Consider the following 16,667-nt stretch of genomic DNA (forward strand, 5'->3'; position numbering starts at 1 on the left):
TCAGCCCCGGTTCTCGATCTCGACGCCGAATCGCGCACGAAACGGCGCGAATTCCTCGTGTAGTGCGTCGAGGTCTTCGCCGATGTCGACCAGCAGCTGCGTCGAGTAGCGAAACTTGCCGTGCCGGTCGCCGCGGTTCTCGGCGAGATACGTCCGCATTGCTTGCTCAGCGGCCGGCGTCAACTCGCGCCCGGCGAACTCGTAGTAACGCCGAAGGGTCGCAATCTGATCCGCGACGAAGTCGGTGTAGCGGACGTGCAGGATTCGCGGATCGTCGACCATCGGTTTGGTCATCGTGTTGGTGACCCCGACGCGGGTCAGGTCGAGGTGCATCTTCGCCAGCGCGTGCAGGTCGACCTGGCCGACCATGCCGTCGGCGATGTCGGCCATCATCATCGTCCGCGACGCGGCGACCTGCACCGGGTCGCGGTGCAACCAGACCAACGTCGCGTCGGGGTAGGCCTCGAACATCTCGGTCAGGCGAAAGCCGTGAAAACCCTTGAGCACCCAGCGTTTCCGGGGCCGCGCGTATTGCAGCTGCTGAAGCACCGCCTTGTGCAGGCGATACTGCGCCACGGCATCGGTAACCAGGCCGCCGACCAGCGACTGCATCGGCACCCGCCACCACGCCGTCGGAGTCATCACCCGGAAGTCGAACGCCCAGGTGCGCTCGTCCTCGGGCAATCCATCGCCGAGCATGTCGTTGTAGGGGTGACTGTGCAGCCACTTCGGCATCTTGGCGTTGATCTCCCGCCAGTCGTCGTCCGCCCGCGCCCGCCGGGGGTCGTTCTCGTCGGTCAGTCCGGGAGGCGGCGAGGGGTACATCACTTCCCAGAACCGCAGCGCCCGGGCGGCGGGGTCGACCGCCATCAGCGCGTGCATCAGCGTTGTGCCCGAGCGGGGTTCGCCGGTGACGAACATCGGCGCCGCGACCGCTTCGTCGGCGATCGGGTAGCGGTTTCGATCCTCGAGTAGTTCCAGCCGCGAGGTCAGCAGCCACCGGCACACCTCGGCCGCTGCGTCGACACCGGCGCTGTCCATGCCGAGGCCGTTGAGGTGCTCGACGGCCACCGCGAATCGCTCCGGTAGCGTCGGGTCTCCGTAATCGTGCAGACCCGTCTCCGCGGACGCGGCGGCGAGCAACTCGGCGGCGTTCAGCCTCATCGGATATCTCCGCACAACGCGAGCAATTCGTCTTCTGCCGCAACGACATTCGCCGCCGATGCCGCCGAGTAGGCCAGCCCGGCCATCGCGCCGTAATCCAGGATCTTGGGCACCCGCAGACCTGCGTCTACAAATGTCTTGATCTTCGCGGCCACCTCCTTCGGTGTCCCGTGCGGCACGACCGCCAGCAACATCTCCGGCTGCACCTTGGCCAGGAACTCCAGAATTCGCTCGCGGGTCAGCAGCGCCGGGTCGATGTCCTGGAAGCCGCGCCAGGCCGGGCCCATCGGATGCTCAAATCCGAAGCCGCGCAACGTCTCCGCCGACACCTGTAGCAGGAAGGCCTTCACCAGCGGGGCCTGCAGGATCTCGGCGAGCGCGGCCTCGTCGTTGCCGATCAGGCACACCTGGATGAAGCACGGCGTAATCGCCAGCGGGTCGCGGCCCGCGCGATCGGCGGAAGCCCTTACGGCGGAGAGCATCTCGGCGTAGTGCTCCGGCGTCCACGCCCCGGCTGGCCACCAGCCGTCGGCGTAGCGGCCGGCGATGTCGAGCATCCGCGGACCGCTGGCCCCGACCCAGATCGGCGGATACCGACCCTTGTAGCCTTCGGTGTCCAGCCGGGCATGGTGCAGGTGATGGAATTGGCCGTCGAAGTCGACGGGACCGTCGCTCTCCCACAGCAGTCGAATCACCTGTAGCGCCTCTTCGAATCGCGCGACGGGCCGCGCGAAGTCGAACCCGTAGGGCAGCGTGTTCTCACTCTCGCCACTGCCGAGGCCGAGGATGAATCGTCCGCCGGCCACATGGTCGATGGTCAGCGCGGTCTGCGCAAGCATCGCGGGATGGCGGCGAACCGTGTCGACGACGGAGGTCACCAACGGGACGTTATTGGTGAGGGCCGCCGCGGCCGACGCGACCGCCAGGCCGTCGAGATGGCGATGCGGTGACGGGGAAACCGTTGCCAGGTCGGTGAATTCGGGTGTCCAGATCGAATCGGGCCAGAAGCTGACCATGTGGTCGGGCAGCCAGATCGAGTGGTAGCGGCCGCTGTCCAGGTCGGCGAGCCGCGACCAGTCCAGCGGCAGGGTGGTGCGCAGGAACGCGGCGGGCTGAACCTTCATCGAGAGTTGATGCTAAGCACTTGCTCAGCATCGCGCGGCCGAATGGTCCTACCAATGCCGAACGTCGAGTTGCTGGGCGATTTTCGCGTCTTTCACCCCAACAACTCGACGTTCGAGCAGGTACTGAAGGGTCTAGCCCTCGATGATGAACTCCTCGAGCTGCGCGCGCGCGATGTCGTCGGGCAGCTGCTGCGGCGGGCTCTTCATCAGGTACGCCGACGCCGGGATCACCGGTCCGCCGATGCCCCGGTCCTTGGCGATCTTGGCCGCGCGGACCGCGTCGATGATGATGCCGGCCGAGTTCGGCGAGTCCCAGACCTCGAGCTTGTACTCCAGGTTCAGCGGCGCGTCACCGAAAGCGCGACCCTCCAGCCGCACGTAGGCCCACTTGCGGTCATCGAGCCACGCCACGTGGTCGGACGGGCCGATGTGCACGTTCTTGTCCTCGACCTTGCCGGCCAGCGTGCCGGTCAGGTTCGACGTCACGGCCTGCGTCTTGGAGACCTTCTTGGACTGCAGGCGCTCCCGCTCGAGCATGTTCTTGAAGTCCATGTTTCCGCCGACGTTGAGCTGGTAGGTGCGGTCCAGCGTGACCCCGCGGTCCTCGAACAGCTTGGCCATCACCCGGTGGGTGATCGTCGCGCCGACCTGGCTCTTGATGTCGTCGCCGACGATCGGGACGCCGGCGTCGGCGAACTTCTTGGCCCAGACCGGGTCGGAGGCGATGAACACCGGCAGCGCGTTGACGAACGCGACGCCCGCGTCGATCGCGCACTGCGCGTAGAACTTGTCGGCCTCGTCCGAGCCGACGGGAAGGTAGGAGACCAGGACGTCGACGGCGTTGTCCTTGAGCACCTGCACCACGTCGACCGGCTCGGCGTCGGACAGATCGATGGTGTCGGCGTAGTACTTGCCGATGCCGTCGAGCGTCGGGCCGCGCTGCACAGTGATGTTGGTCGGCGGCACGTCCGCGATCTTGATGGTGTTGTTCTCCGACGCGAAGATCGCCTCGGAGAGGTCGAAGCCGACCTTCTTGGCGTCCACGTCGAACGCGGCGACGAACTTGACGTCGCGGACGTGGTACTGGCCGAACTTCACGTGCATCAGGCCGGGCACGCTGCTGTTCTCGTCGGCGTCGTAGTAGTACTGGACGCCCTGTACCAGCGAGGACGCGCAGTTGCCGACTCCGACAATGGCGACTCGGACCTCGGTGGACGCCTGCGGCGCGTTCTGCTCACTCATACGGCGTTCTCCTTGACTTCTCTTTGGGGGGGTTTTGGACTCAGGCCTGCTCAGCGCTTGTCTGCGCTAAACGTTCGGCCGCGATCAGCTCGTTGAGCCAGTTGACTTCACGCTCGCTGGACTCCAGCCCGAGTTGGTGCAGCTGGCGGGTGTAGCGGTCCAGAGAGCTACTGGCCCGCGCAATGGCTTCACGCAGACCTTCTCGTCGTTCTTCGACCTGGCGGCGACGGCCCTCCAGGATGCGCATCCGCGCCTCGGCGGGCGTGCGGTTGAAAAATGCCAGGTGCACACCGAACCCGTCGTCGGTGTAGTTGTGCGGCCCGGTGTCGGCGACCAGCTCGCTGAAACGCTGGCGGCCGGCGTCGGTCATTTCGTACACGCGCCGTGCCCGCCGCACCGGCGTTCCGGCAGGCGCGGCGTTCTCGGCGATCATCCCGTCGGTCTGCATCCGCCGCAGCGCGGGATACAGCGATCCGTAGGAGAATGCTCTGAACGCCCCGAGCAGACCGGTCAACCGTTTGCGCAGCTCGTAACCGTGCATGGGCGACTCGAGCAGAAGTCCCAGGATGGCAAGCTCCAGCATCGATCCACCTCCTTTGCTGCACGGATTGCGTCGCTGTTATGTCGAGAAACAGTCTCGCTGCATAGTATCGGCCCGATATATTCGCCGCTACTTCGGGCGGCCAGCTCTTGTTAGCGCGACGTTCAACCGGTGGTCGCCGAGGCGCCAATGGCTACGGCAGATCCACCCGTTTGATGGTGCCGTCACCGGCGAAGGTGAGCGAGCCGCTACCGAAGTCGCTGGAGACGTGCACCGACAGCTGCAACGCTCCCGGCGTCACCGGCCGGGGCGCGGGCTCGATGATCAAGTAGGTGTTCTTCACCTCGGCCTGCTTGATGTGCAGGGTGTCGGGTGCGCCACGCAGGATGCCGATGACCGTCGGGATGTCGAACGCGCTGAGGTCCACCGGATCGGGCGAATCGATGCCGCTCTTGGCCTTGTTCGTCGGGTCGTCCCAGCCGCCGCGGTAGTCCGAGTCGAGAATCCGCCGGTCGTCCGACGGGTCGGGGCGGTCAATGGACGCATAGGTCGGGTAGACGAGCAGCCGGTAGCCGATGACGTTGCCGAACCGCTTGCGTGCCTGCTCGATCAGGCCGGTCAGCCCGCCGACCGAATGAAGTTGCGTGGGCGGCTTCAGCACCACCGGGGCGACGCCGTCCGGCCGGGCGCCGGGGTCAGAGGAGACCGTGAACGGGGAGCTGGAGTCGCTGTAGATGCCCCAACCGATCCCGATGCCGAAGACGAGTCCCGCGAGCAGGGCGACCACCAGAGCGGGCAGTCCGGCGCGCCTGATGCGGGCGCGCACATAGCCGAGCAGCCCGACGGGCGTTTCCCGTGACTGCAGCGCGGACGAGGCGCCGCCGTCGGACTGTAGGTCGTCGACCAGTTTTCGGAGATCGCCCAACGTCACGGCGTTGGTGGCGGCCTTCACCCGCTCGCGGTGCTCCTCCATGGAGAGCTCACCGCTGTTGAGCGCGTCGTCCAACAGCCGGCAGGCGTCCTGCCGGTCGCTGTCTCGGGCGCGGGTTCCCGCCGTAGCGCCGCGAGCCCCGGGCGCTGCAAGCCACTTAGCCACGCGATGATCCTAGAGTCGAGCGGTTTGCCGCGATCGAAAACGTGACCGACCTACCTCTCCGCACCGGCCGAGCGGACGTACTCTGGTCATCGTGCGGTTGCAGCGGCAGGTGGTGGACTACGCGCTCAAGCGCCGGTCGCTGCTCGCGGAGGTCTACTCCGGCCGCACCGGCGTCACCGAGGTCTGCGACGCCAACCCCTACCTGCTGCGCGCCGCCAAGTATCACGGCAAGGTCAGCGCGGTCATGTGCCCGATCTGCCGCAAGGAGCAGTTGACGCTGGTCTCGTGGGTGTTCGGCGAACACCTCGGCGCCGTGTCAGGGTCTGCGCGGTCTGCCGAAGAGCTTGTCTTGCTAGCGTCGCGGTTCGAAGAATTCGCGGTACATGTGGTGGAGGTATGTCGAACCTGCAGCTGGAATCACTTGGTCAAGTCGTATGTGCTCGGCGCGACACCCGCGGCACGTCCGCCGCGCAAGCGCAGCACCCGGACGGCGCGCGACGGCGCCCGCACGGCCAGTGAATAACGAAGGGCAGCAAGACCAATCAGCCGCTGACAACCGGAAAGGTTCAGCGGGCGATGCCGCGTCCAAGCGGCCCCGGCCGGCACGGCCGACTCCGCCGCCTGACGACCGGCTCACCACGATCCTGCCCCCGGTCAAGGACGACACCCCTAACCGCTTCAAGGATCCGATCGACGCGGTGAAGGCGGCTCTCGACGGCCGGCCGACGTCGCGGTCGTCTGATCGGCGCGACCCGCTGGAGATGGCCTCGTCCGCATTGAACGCCAAGTCGGCCTCGCGCAAGCCACCGCCGAGCGGCCCGCCGCCGACCGACCCGCCCAAGGGCCCGTCGCGCAAGGAACCGCCGCGTAAGAAGCCACCGCTGCCGGGATGGGCGCAGCGCCTCGACTGGGAGTGGCTCGAGCGCATCAACTGGAAGTGGGTCCGGCGCGGGCTCTACGTCAGTGCCGTGGTGATCCTGCTGTTGCCGATCGTCACGTTCGCGATGGCCTATGCGATCGTCGACATCCCCAAGCCGGGCGACATCCGCACCAACCAGGTATCGACGATCCTGGCCAGCGACGGCTCCGAGCTCGCCAAAATCGTTCCGCCCGAGGGTAATCGGGTCGACGTCAACATCGACCAGGTCCCGGTGCATGTCCGGCAGGCGGTGATCGCGGCCGAGGACCGCAACTTCTACTCCAACCCGGGCTTCTCGTTCACCGGCTTCGCGCGGGCGTTCAAGAACAACATCTTCGGCGGCGACACCCAGGGTGGCTCGACGATCACCCAGCAGTACGTCAAGAACGCGTTGGTCGGGGCGCAGCGGGCCGGTGTCGGCGGCCTCGTTCGCAAGGCCAAGGAACTCGTCATCGCCACCAAGATGACCGGCGAGTGGTCCAAAGACGATGTGCTGCAGGCCTATCTGAACATCATCTACTTCGGTCGTGGCGCCTACGGCATCTCCGCGGCGTCGCGCGCCTACTTCGACAAACCCGTCGAACAACTCACCGTCGCCGACGGCGCCCTGCTGGCCGCGCTCATCCAGCGGCCCTCGACGCTGGACCCCGCGGTCAACATGGTCGGCGCCCAGGGCCGGTGGAACTGGGTGCTCGACGGAATGGTCGACGACAAGGCACTTTCGCCGAAAGACCGCGCCGCCCAGCAGTTCCCGCCGACGGTTCCGCCCGAGCGGGCCCGCGAGGAGAACCAGACCACCGGACCCAACGGGCTGATCCAGCGCCAGGTCACCCGGGAGCTGATGGAGCTCTTCAACATCGACGAGCAGACGCTGAACACCCAGGGACTGCAGATCACCACCACGATCGACCCGACGGCGCAAAAGGCCGCCGAGGACGCGGTGGCGAAGTACCTGGCCGGGCAGAACGCCGAGATGCGGACCGCGGTCGTATCGATCGATCCACACAACGGCGCCGTCAAGGCCTACTACGGCGGCGCCGACGCCAACGGATTCGACTTCGCCCAGGCCGGTTTGCAGACCGGGTCGTCGTTCAAGGTGTTCGCGCTGATCGCCGCGCTCGAGCAGGGCATCGGCCTGGGCTATCAGGTCGACAGCTCGCCGCTGACCGTCAACGGCATCAAGATCACCAACGTCGAGGGCGAGGGCTGTGGGGTCTGCAACATCGCCGAGGCGCTGAAGCGGTCGCTGAACACCTCCTACTACCGGCTGATGCTGAAGCTGAAGAACGGCCCGGAAGACGTGGCGCAGGCCGCGCATCAGGCCGGCGTGGCGGACAGCTTCCCCGGCGTCTCGCACACGCTGTCCGAGGACGGCAAGGGCGGCCCGCCCAACAATGGAATTGTGCTGGGCCAGTACCAGACTCGCGCGATCGACATGGCCTCCGCGTACGCCACGCTGGCCGACTCGGGCATCTACCACCGCCCGCACTTCGTGCAGAAGGTGGTCAATGCCGAGGGCAAGGTGCTCTTCGACGCGGGCGGGTCGGACAACTCCGGCGAGCAGCGCATCCCCAAGGACGTCGCCGACAACGTCACCTCCGCCATGCAGCCGATCGCCGGCTGGTCGCGCGGCCACAATCTGGCCGGTGGACGGGCGTCGGCGTCCAAGACCGGTACCACCCAGTTCGGTGACACCGGCGACGCCGACAAGGACGCCTGGATGGTCGGCTACACCCCGTCGCTGTCGACCGCGGTGTGGATCGGCACCGCGCGCGGCGACATCCCGTTGGTGACCAAAGGTGGTGCCGCCATCTACGGATCGGGTCTGCCATCCGACATCTGGAAGGCGACCATGGACGGCGCCCTCAAGGGCACCACCAATGAGACCTTCCCGAAGCCGACGGAGATCGGCGGCTCCGCGGGTGTGCCGGCGGCACCCCGCCACCGCCGCAGCCGCCGCAGATGACGGTCATTCAGCCCACGATGGAGATCGCGCCGGGCATCACAATTCCGATCGGTCCGCCGCAGACGGTGCCCGTCGGGCCGCCGCCCGGCCCACCGCCCGCGCCCGGTGCGCCCGCGCCGGCGGGAGCGCCGCCGCCACCGTGACCGTCGCCGAGGCGGATCAGGCCGGCATCTCACCGCGGCGACTGGCCGCCGACCTACGCTCCGCCGACGATCGAGATTGCCCGAGCCGCAACGACTTTCTGGGCTCGGCGTTGTCGAACGTCATCGGTGGACCGGTGGGTCGGCACGCCATCATCGGGCGCACGCGCACGCTGACGCCGCTGCGGGTGATGTTCATGATCGCGCTGGTGTTCCTGGCGCTGGGCTGGTCGACCAAGGCGCCGTGCCTGCAGACCGTCGGGACCGGTCCGGGCGACCAGCGCGTCGCCAACTGGCAGAACCAGCGGGCCTACTACGAACTCTGCTACTCCGACACCGTGCCGCTGTACGGCGCGGAGTTGTTGAGCCAAGGGCGTTTTCCGTACAAGTCGAGTTGGATCGAGCGGGACAACAGCGGCAAGCCGCAGACCCGTTACGACGGCAAGCCCGCGGTGCGCTACATGGAGTATCCGGTGCTCACCGGGGTCTACCAGTACGTGGCGATGTCGCTGGCCAAGACCTACACCGCGGTCAGCAAGACGATCCCGCTACCGGTGGTCGCCGAGGTGGTGGTGTTCTTCGATATCGCCGCGTTGGGGTTGGCGGTAGCGTGGCTGGCGACGCTGTGGGCCACCGCCGGGCTGGCCGGGCGACGGGTGTGGGACGCCGCTCTGGTCGCCGCGTCGCCGCTGGTTATCTTTCAGATCTTCACCAACTTCGACGCACTGGCAACGGCTTTCGCGCTCGGCGGGTTGCTGGCATGGGCGCGCCGACGGCCGGTGCTGGCCGGCATGCTGATCGGCCTGGGTGGCGCGGCCAAGCTCTATCCGCTGTTACTGCTCGGCCCGTTGCTGGTGCTGGGCGTCCGCACCGGCCGGTTGCGGGAGGTGGCCCGCACCGGCGCCGCCGCGGCGGTGACATGGCTGCTGGTGAATCTGCCTGTGCTGCTGCTGTTTCCGCGGGGTTGGTCGGAGTTCTTCCGGCTCAACGCCCGTCGTGGCGAAGACATGGACTCGCTGTTCAATGTCGTGAAGTCGTTCACCGGCTGGGCGGGTTTCGATCCCGACGCCGGCTTCTGGGAGCCGCCGAAGGTGCTCAACAACGTGGTGTTGGCGCTGTTCGTAGTGGCCTGCGCGGCAATCGCTTACGTCGCTTTGACCGCGCCGCGCCGCCCACGCGTCGCGCAGTTGGCATTTCTGGTTGTCGCCGCGTTCCTGCTGACGAATAAGGTCTGGAGCCCGCAGTTCTCACTGTGGCTCGTGCCGCTGGCGGTCCTGGCGCTGCCGCACCGGCGAATCCTGTTGGTGTGGATGACGATCGACGCCCTGGTCTGGGTACCGCGGATGTACTACCTGTACAGCGTGCCCGACCGCGGACTGCCCCAGCAGTGGTTCACCACCACGGTGTTGCTGCGCGACATCGCGGTGCTGGTGCTGTGCGCGTTGGTGGTCCGCCAGATCTACCGGACCGAGGACGACCTGGTCCGCTGGGGCGGGCGGGTCGACGACCCGGCGGGTGGGGTGTTCGATCGCGCCCCCGACGCGCCGTCCGAGGCACTTCCGGCGTGGTTGCGACCGCGCGGGCTACAGCGTGCAACCGCATCGGCTCCGGCCACTGAAGCCACCGCGTCGAACGTGCACTGAGGGCGGAAAAGTGCCGAAATTTTCACCCTGAGTGCACGCTCGACGGAGCGCTACAGCAGGAGGTCCGCGGAGCAACCCGCCGCTCCGGATTTCGCGGGTGAGACCGCCGTCCGGTAGCCTGACCCGGTTGCCGACGCAGGCGACCCTCCTGCCGCGGGGATTCCCGTGGCCGCACACGACCATAGGAGGTGATGAGGTTCCCATGCGTCCATACGAATTAATGGTCATCCTCGACCCCACTCTCGACGAGCGCACCGTAGCTCCGTCCCTGGAGACCTTTCTGAACGTCGTCCGCAAGGACGGTGGCTCGGTGGAGAAGGTCGACATCTGGGGCAAGCGCCGGCTCGCCTACGAGATCGCCAAGCATGCCGAAGGCATTTACGCGGTGATCGATCTCAAGGCCGAACCCGCCACGGTGTCCGAGCTCGACCGTCAGCTCAGCCTGAACGAGTCGGTGCTGCGCACCAAGGTGATGCGTACCGACAAGCACTGACCACCTGTTGGCGAATGGCCGCAGTGCGTCCGAGCCGTTGCGTAGGCTCAGCGTGACTCACGACCATTCGCCGATTTGGGCGTGCCCATCCGGATTGAGGAGCTCATAGTGGCTGGTGACACCGTCATCACTGTTATCGGAAACCTGACCGCCGACCCCGAACTGCGTTTCACGCCGTCCGGTGCGGCCGTCGCGAACTTCACGGTGGCGTCGACCCCGCGGCAGTTCGACCGTCAGACCAACGAGTGGAAGGACGGCGAAGCGCTGTTCCTCCGCTGCAGCATCTGGCGTGAGGCCGCCGAGAACGTGGCCGAGAGCCTCACCCGCGGCGCGCGGGTCATCGTCAGCGGACGGCTCAAGCAGCGTTCGTTCGAGACCAAAGAGGGCGAGAAGCGCACGGTCGTCGAGCTCGAAGTCGACGAGATCGGCCCCTCACTGCGGTACGCCACCGCCAAGGTCAACAAGGCCAGCCGCAGCGGCGGCGGTGGCGGCGGATTCGGCGGCGGCGGGGGATCCCGCCAGTCGGCACCATCCCAGGGCGGCGGCGGCAGCGCCGGCGGCGACGACCCGTGGGGCAGCGCCCCGGCGTCGGGTTCGTTCGGCGGCGGCGACGACGAGCCCCCCTTCTAACACTTCAGCGAAAGAACGAAAGAGAAAACCATGGCGAAGTCCACCAAGCGGCGCCCGGCGCCGGAAAAGCCGGTCAAGGCCCGCAAGTGCGTGTTCTGCTCCAAGAAGGGCCAGGACATCGATTACAAGGACACCCAGTTGCTGCGTACCTACATCAGCGAGCGCGGCAAAATCCGTGCCCGCCGGGTGACCGGCAACTGCGTCCAGCACCAGCGCGACGTCGCGATCGCAGTCAAGAACGCCCGCGAGGTGGCCTTGCTGCCCTTCACCTCTTCGACGCGGTAACCGCGGCACGCAGAACGGATTAGCAGAACAATGAAGCTCATTTTGACCGCTGACGTCGACCACCTCGGTGCCGTCGGCGAGACCGTCGAGGTCAAGGACGGCTACGGCCGCAACTTCCTGCTGCCGCGCGGCCTGGCCGTCGTGGCCTCCCGCGGCGCGCAGAAGCAGGCGGACGACATCCGCCGGGCCCGCGACACCAAGCAGGTGCGCGACCTCGAGCACGCCAACGAGATCAAGGCCGCCATCGAGGGCCTGGGCAGCGTCTCGCTCCCGGTGAAGACCTCCGGCGACTCCGGCAAGCTGTTCGGCTCGGTCACCACGGGCGCCGTCGTGACGGCGATCCGCAAGGCCGGCGGGCCGAACCTCGACAAGCGCGTGGTGCGTTTGCCCAAGGGCCACATCAAGGCCGTCGGCAGCCACCCGATCACCTTGCACGTGCACCCCGACGTGGACGTCAAGGTCGCGCTGGACGTCGTCGCGGAGGCCTGAGCGCCCTTAGCTCACTGAACCCTCGGTGGTAGCCCGAATCGGCTGCCCCGGGGGTTTTTGGTGTGTCCATAGCGAACACCCAGTGGCCAGCAACCGATAGCGAACGTTACCGTCCGTTTACGCCGTTAATCATTCGGCGAAACACAACACGCCCGAAGTGGCAACCGCGCGCGACACGCCGTAGGGATTCCTATACACACGAAATATGCAGGTGTGTGGTCCGCTTATCTGCGGTGATGTTGCAAAGTCGCATATTGCTCCACAAGTTCTCCACACCCCCTCAACACGGGCGCAGACGGATATGCACACACCATGCACAGATCTATTAACAGCCTCGTTTTGTGTCCTCGCCAGCAACCTTTAACGTCGACCCGTCGTGAGGTGATGCTGGCGTTCGAAGATCGACAATCCGGCTCGCGGTGGAGGTCCCGCCGCCTGCGAGACGAGGTCGATCACGAGGGCGAAGGCCGTGGATCCGCCCCGGGGTGGGGTTCCCGATTGTCGGGGGCACTGGGCGGCCTGGCTGAGTCGAGCGATGTCGGTGGTGTGACCTAACGTCGTGCCATCGGCGTCGAATATGCGTTCGAACGTCGTGGAGGAGGCGGGAGTTTCGTGGCTGTCGTTGATGATCTGGGTCGTCCCAGCGAGGCTCCGCCGAGCGAGGATTACGGCCGCCAGCCGCCGCAGGATCTCGCCGCCGAGCAGTCGGTGTTGGGCGGCATGCTGCTGAGCAAGGACGCGATCGCCGACGTCCTCGAGCGGCTGCGGCCCAGCGACTTCTATCGGCCTGCGCATCAGAACGTCTACGACGCCATCCTCGATCTGTACGGCCGCGGCGAGCCGGCCGACGCGGTGACGGTCGCCGCCGAGTTGGACCGGCGCGGGCTGCTGCGCCGGATCGGCGGGGCGCCCTATCTGCACACCCTCATCTCGACGGTGCCGACCGCCGCCAACGCCGGCTACTACGCGGGCATCGTCGCGGAGAAGGCGCTGCTGCGCCGCCTCGTCGAGGCCGGGACGCGCGTGGTGCAGTACGGCTACGCCGGCGCCGAGGGGGCAGACGTCGCCGAGGTCATCGACCGTGCGCAGGCCGAGATGTACGAGGTCACCGAGGGGCGGCGGACGTCGGAAGACTTCGTCCCGCTGGAAGATCTGCTGCAGCCGACGATGGACGAGATCGACGCCATCGCCTCCAACGGCGGGATCTCCCGCGGTGTGCCGACGGGGTTCACCGAACTCGACGAGTTGACCAACGGTCTGCACGCCGGGCAGATGATCATCGTCGCGGCTCGACCTGGTGTGGGTAAGGCGTTGGCGCTGGACACGCCGCTGCCGACGCCGGACGGCTGGACGACCATGGGCGACGTCGCCGTCGGCGACGAGCTGATCGGCGCCGACGGGCGGCCGACGCGGGTGGTGGCTGCAACGGAGATCATGCTGGGCCGGCCGTGCTACGAGGTCGAATTCTCCGACGGCACCGTGATTGTGGCGGATGCGGAGCACCAGTGGCTGACGGATACCCGCGCATCGCGGAAATCGGCCCAGGCCGCTGCGGCCGGCTACAACCGCATGCGGAGCCAGCGGACCTTCGCGGCGGTACGGACGACCGCCGAGATCGCGACTACCGTGCGCTGCGACACCTTGGACGCCCGGCTAAACCACAGCGTGACCAACGCGGCTGCGATTGAATTGCCAGACCGCGAATTCCTCATCGCCCCGTACACATTCGGGGCATGGCTCGGTGATGGCACCAGCGCCGCCGCTCAGATCACCTCGGCCGACCCCGAGATCATCATGCGGATCGAAGCCGAGGGCTACGTAGCGGTTGCGTCCGAGTCCGCCCGCTACCGGTATCAGTTGCGACTGGCTGCCGGCGACGAGGTCGCGGCCCGCGAGTGCGTGGTGTGCGGCAGCGAATTCGTTCCGCAGACGAGCCAGGTGCGGACCTGCGGACGGTCGTGCGGCGGGCGGGCCCGTTTCATGTCCGCGCCCGTCCCGGCACCGACCTGCGCTCGCTGCGGCGGTCCGTCGGCCGGCTTGCGGCTGTGCCAAGGGTGCCACAACTCGGTAGGAACTTTGCAGGCGCGCCTGCGCACCATCGGAGTGCTAGGAAACAAACACATTCCAGTCGAGTACCTACGAGGCTCGGTCGCGCAGCGGCGCGCTCTGCTTGCTGGATTGCTCGACACCGACGGAACGGTGACCGGGGGCGGCAGCGTGCAGTTCTCGGTCACTAGCCACCGGCTGGCGACCGACGTCGCGGAGCTGGTGGTGAGCCTCGGCTACCGCTGCCAGACCTCAACGAAGCGTGTCACCGGTCGTCGCGAGTCGTCCAGCATCGCTTACACGCTGACGTTCTCGACGGATGACGAGGTGTTCGGGCTGCAGCGAAAGGCATTGTTGCACAAGGAGCGCCGTGGTGCCGTCAACACCGCGCGCTCGGGATCGCGGTTCATCGTCGACGTGCGTTCGATCGACAGCGTCCCGGTCCGATGCGTGGAGGTCGACAACGCCGACCATATGTATTTGGCGAGCGAGTCCATGGTTCCGACGCACAACTCGACGCTGGGGCTGGACTTCATGCGGTCGTGCTCGATCAAGAACCGGATGGCCAGCGTCATCTTCTCGCTGGAAATGAGCAAGTCCGAAATCGTCATGCGCCTGTTGTCTGCCGAGGCCAAGATCAAGCTCGGCGATATGCGCTCCGGCCGGATGAGCGACGACGACTGGACGCGGCTGGCGCGGCGGATGAGCGAAATCAGCGAAGCGCCACTGTATATCGACGATTCACCGAACCTGACGATGATGGAGATCCGCGCTAAGGCGCGCCGGTTGAAGCAGAAGGCTGACCTGCGACTGGTCGTCGTCGACTACCTACAGCTAATGACGTCGGGCAAGAAGGTCGAGTCCCGCCAGATCGAGGTCTCCGAATTCTCAAGGCATCTCAAGCTTTTGGCGAAGGAACTCGAAGTTCCGGTGATCGCGATCAGCCAGCTGAACCGTGGTCCCGAGCAGCGCACCGACAAGAAGCCGATGCTGTCCGACCTTCGTGAGTCCGGGTCGCTGGAGCAGGACGCCGACATGGTCATCCTGCTCAACCGCCCCGATGCTTTCGAGCGCGACGACCCGCGCGGCGGCGAAGCGGATCTCATTGTGGCCAAACACCGTAACGGCCCAACCAAGACGGTGACCGTCGCGCACCAGCTGCACCTGTCGCGCTTCGCGAACATGGCGCGTTGAGAGACCTCTAAGCGAAGCCGTTGGTGTGGTGGAACAGCTTCACCTGTCGCGGTTGACTTAATTAACCGTTATCGGCGGGCACGGAATCGGCTGTCGCAATGGCCATTCGCGAAGTCGCGAGCAAACTCGCCTGTGTATCTGGCGAAAACGATGGCAGTGGCGCACCAGCTGACACCGAGAGTGCCGGCATCATTCCCGCGGCGGGGCGGTCCCGGGCGGTGGCGTGTGTTGGGACTGTTCGGGACCGGACCCGGATTCGCGCACGAAATCGCTGACCATGCGCGCGACCACGGTTTGGGCGGCCGCGCGGATCGACGCGGTCAGGGTGCCGTTGATGGAGGTGAGAGCCAGCGGACCGAACGCGATCAACGATGCGATCAGGTCGGCGAATTCGGTGTCGTTGGACGGCCGGCGGTCGGAGGCCAACAGGTTCGCGGCGTACTCGGCTCCGGCTTGGACGAGGACGTCACTGATCTGGCCGACGTGGGGCAGCACTTGCTCGTGCAGGTCGAGCAACTCGTCCATGGTGATGCCGTACGCGCGCAATTCGTTGAAGGTGTCGATGAGAGTGGGCCGCAACAGAATTGCGGAGTTGTTGTCGACGCGAAGCAACCCCATCGCGACCAGACGTTCGAAGGCAGGCGGATCGGCGACCAGGTCTTGCGCCTGACTCAGCGACAGGGTGCGTGGCTCCTCCGCGGCCCATGCGACGGTCGCGGTCGAAATCGGCGGCAGTTCAAGAAGATCGGCGAGCGACTTGCCGTCGTGGTGGAAGGTGAGCAGTTCGCGCACATTCGAGATGGTGTAGCCCCGCTTGAGTAGCCGGTGAATCAGACGCAGCCGGTGCAGGTGACTGTCGTTGTAGATGGCGAGGCGGCCCATCCGCTGCGGCGGGTCGAGCAGACCGCGATCGCGATACAGGCGGATGTTGCGGGTCGTGGTTCCGGCCAGCCGGGCCAGTTCCTCCATGCGGTATTCGCCACGACCGTCGTCCTCCGCGGGCGGGGCGGACAGGGCGTCGAACATCTGCGCAACGGTCGTGTCGAACACATCGCGACCGTGTTGGCGCACCGGCTTGGAGGCGCGGCGCAGGTTGGACAGCATCGCCGACACGGCTTTGTTGTGCGGTCGTCGGGAACGCTCTGAAGCCATGCCGGACCCTATAACTCGGTCGTCGCGGCAGAATCCGAGCCCCGCTGCGAGCGCTGGAACACCGCGTGATTGTAAGCCCGCATGTGACGCCGGATACGTAAACGACTCCAGGACGTGTGCATCACAATTGTTGACATTGGCCAATGCTGACATTGACCATTGGCGCTATGGCTACAGGTTCTCTCCGGACAGCGCCTCTTCGGCTCGCCGGCATCGCTGGTGCTGCGGCGATCGCCGCGTTGGTGGGGCAGGCGGCACCGGCGCAGGCGGACGAGGCCGACTACGTGTCGGCGCTGCATCAAAAGTTTGCTTTTTTGTCCGCCGGCCAGCTCGTCGGGGAGGGCCACCGGATCTGCGCCGCGGTCGACGGTGGTCGTAACGGGTTCGACAATGTCGCAATGGTCACCCGTGACCTCGGCGTATCCGAGGCCGACGCTGTCGAACTCATGACCGCGGCGATAACCAACCTGCACTGCTGAGCAAGCACTAGAGCGCACCCTGGGCGTCCGAAACCGGCATCGCCGAATCAATTGTTGACATTGT

Annotated in this window: 14 protein-coding genes and 1 pseudogene; 9 read left to right on the forward strand and 6 right to left on the reverse strand. The window is 66.4% G+C overall.

Annotation, left to right across the window (positions count from 1 at the left end; all coding sequences use genetic code 11):
* From PT015_RS17675 to PT015_RS17695, 5 genes are all read right to left on the reverse strand, one after another.
* Nucleotides 1–1,164, reverse strand: a complete 1,164-nt coding sequence (locus PT015_RS17675) for a sulfotransferase family protein (RefSeq protein ID WP_285186165.1) — start codon at nt 1,162–1,164, stop codon at nt 1–3.
* Entirely contained in the window at nt 1,161–2,288 is a 1,128-nt protein-coding gene (locus tag PT015_RS17680; protein ID WP_285186166.1) for an LLM class flavin-dependent oxidoreductase, read from the reverse strand. Before PT015_RS17680 ends, PT015_RS17675 begins: the two co-directional genes overlap by 4 nt.
* A gap of 132 nt (nt 2,289–2,420) precedes the next feature.
* Nucleotides 2,421–3,530, reverse strand: coding sequence for an inositol-3-phosphate synthase (locus PT015_RS17685; protein ID WP_285186167.1), 1,110 nt, complete (start codon nt 3,528–3,530; stop codon nt 2,421–2,423).
* A 40-nt stretch (nt 3,531–3,570) separates the two neighbouring features.
* Nucleotides 3,571–4,113 carry a PadR family transcriptional regulator gene (locus PT015_RS17690; RefSeq protein WP_285186168.1) on the reverse strand — a complete coding sequence of 181 codons (543 nt, stop codon included), beginning with the start codon at nt 4,111–4,113 and terminating at the stop codon, nt 3,571–3,573.
* A gap of 151 nt (nt 4,114–4,264) precedes the next feature.
* Complete coding sequence (locus PT015_RS17695; protein ID WP_285186169.1) at nt 4,265–5,167, reverse strand: DUF1707 SHOCT-like domain-containing protein; 903 nt, start codon at nt 5,165–5,167, stop codon at nt 4,265–4,267.
* A 91-nt stretch (nt 5,168–5,258) separates the two neighbouring features.
* Between PT015_RS17695 and PT015_RS17700 the strand changes: the two genes are divergently transcribed.
* From PT015_RS17700 to dnaB, 8 genes and pseudogenes are all read left to right on the forward strand, one after another.
* Entirely contained in the window at nt 5,259–5,690 is a 432-nt protein-coding gene (locus tag PT015_RS17700; RefSeq protein ID WP_285186170.1) for a DUF5318 family protein, read from the forward strand.
* A pseudogene (locus PT015_RS17705) lies at nt 5,683–8,195 on the forward strand (transglycosylase domain-containing protein). The gene PT015_RS17700 and the pseudogene PT015_RS17705 overlap by 8 nt, the downstream one beginning before the upstream one ends.
* Complete coding sequence (locus PT015_RS17710) at nt 8,192–9,835, forward strand: glycosyltransferase family 87 protein (RefSeq protein WP_285186171.1); 1,644 nt, start codon at nt 8,192–8,194, stop codon at nt 9,833–9,835. Before PT015_RS17705 ends, PT015_RS17710 begins: the two are co-directional and overlap by 4 nt.
* A 202-nt stretch (nt 9,836–10,037) precedes the next feature.
* Nucleotides 10,038–10,328 (forward strand): 30S ribosomal protein S6, encoded by a 291-nt coding sequence (gene rpsF / locus PT015_RS17715; protein WP_285186173.1) that lies wholly within the window; start codon nt 10,038–10,040, stop codon nt 10,326–10,328.
* 108 nt (nt 10,329–10,436) lie between these two features.
* Nucleotides 10,437–10,958, forward strand: coding sequence for a single-stranded DNA-binding protein (locus PT015_RS17720; protein WP_285186175.1), 522 nt, complete (start codon nt 10,437–10,439; stop codon nt 10,956–10,958).
* 30 nt (nt 10,959–10,988) lie between these two features.
* Nucleotides 10,989–11,243 (forward strand): 30S ribosomal protein S18, encoded by a 255-nt coding sequence (gene rpsR, locus PT015_RS17725; RefSeq protein WP_285186176.1) that lies wholly within the window; start codon nt 10,989–10,991, stop codon nt 11,241–11,243.
* Between the two features lie 30 nt (nt 11,244–11,273).
* The gene (rplI, locus tag PT015_RS17730) at nt 11,274–11,732 is read left to right on the forward strand and encodes a 50S ribosomal protein L9 (protein WP_285186177.1); all 459 of its coding nucleotides are present in this window, start codon (nt 11,274–11,276) and stop codon (nt 11,730–11,732) included.
* A 612-nt stretch (nt 11,733–12,344) separates the two neighbouring features.
* Complete coding sequence (dnaB, locus tag PT015_RS17735; RefSeq protein ID WP_285186178.1) at nt 12,345–14,972, forward strand: replicative DNA helicase; 2,628 nt, start codon at nt 12,345–12,347, stop codon at nt 14,970–14,972.
* Nucleotides 14,973–15,161: 189 nt separating this feature from the next.
* Here the strand turns inward: dnaB and PT015_RS17740 are convergent, their stop codons facing one another.
* Nucleotides 15,162–16,124: a MerR family transcriptional regulator gene (locus PT015_RS17740; protein ID WP_285186180.1), complete on the reverse strand. Its 963-nt coding sequence runs from the start codon at nt 16,122–16,124 to the stop codon at nt 15,162–15,164.
* 143 nt (nt 16,125–16,267) lie between these two features.
* Between PT015_RS17740 and PT015_RS17745 the strand changes: the two genes are divergently transcribed.
* Nucleotides 16,268–16,603, forward strand: a complete 336-nt coding sequence (locus PT015_RS17745; protein WP_285186182.1) for a DUF732 domain-containing protein — start codon at nt 16,268–16,270, stop codon at nt 16,601–16,603.
* The last annotated feature ends 64 nt before the right edge of the window (nt 16,604–16,667 follow it).

Source organism: Candidatus Mycobacterium wuenschmannii, assembly GCF_030252325.1.
GTDB lineage: Bacteria > Actinomycetota > Actinomycetes > Mycobacteriales > Mycobacteriaceae > Mycobacterium > Mycobacterium wuenschmannii.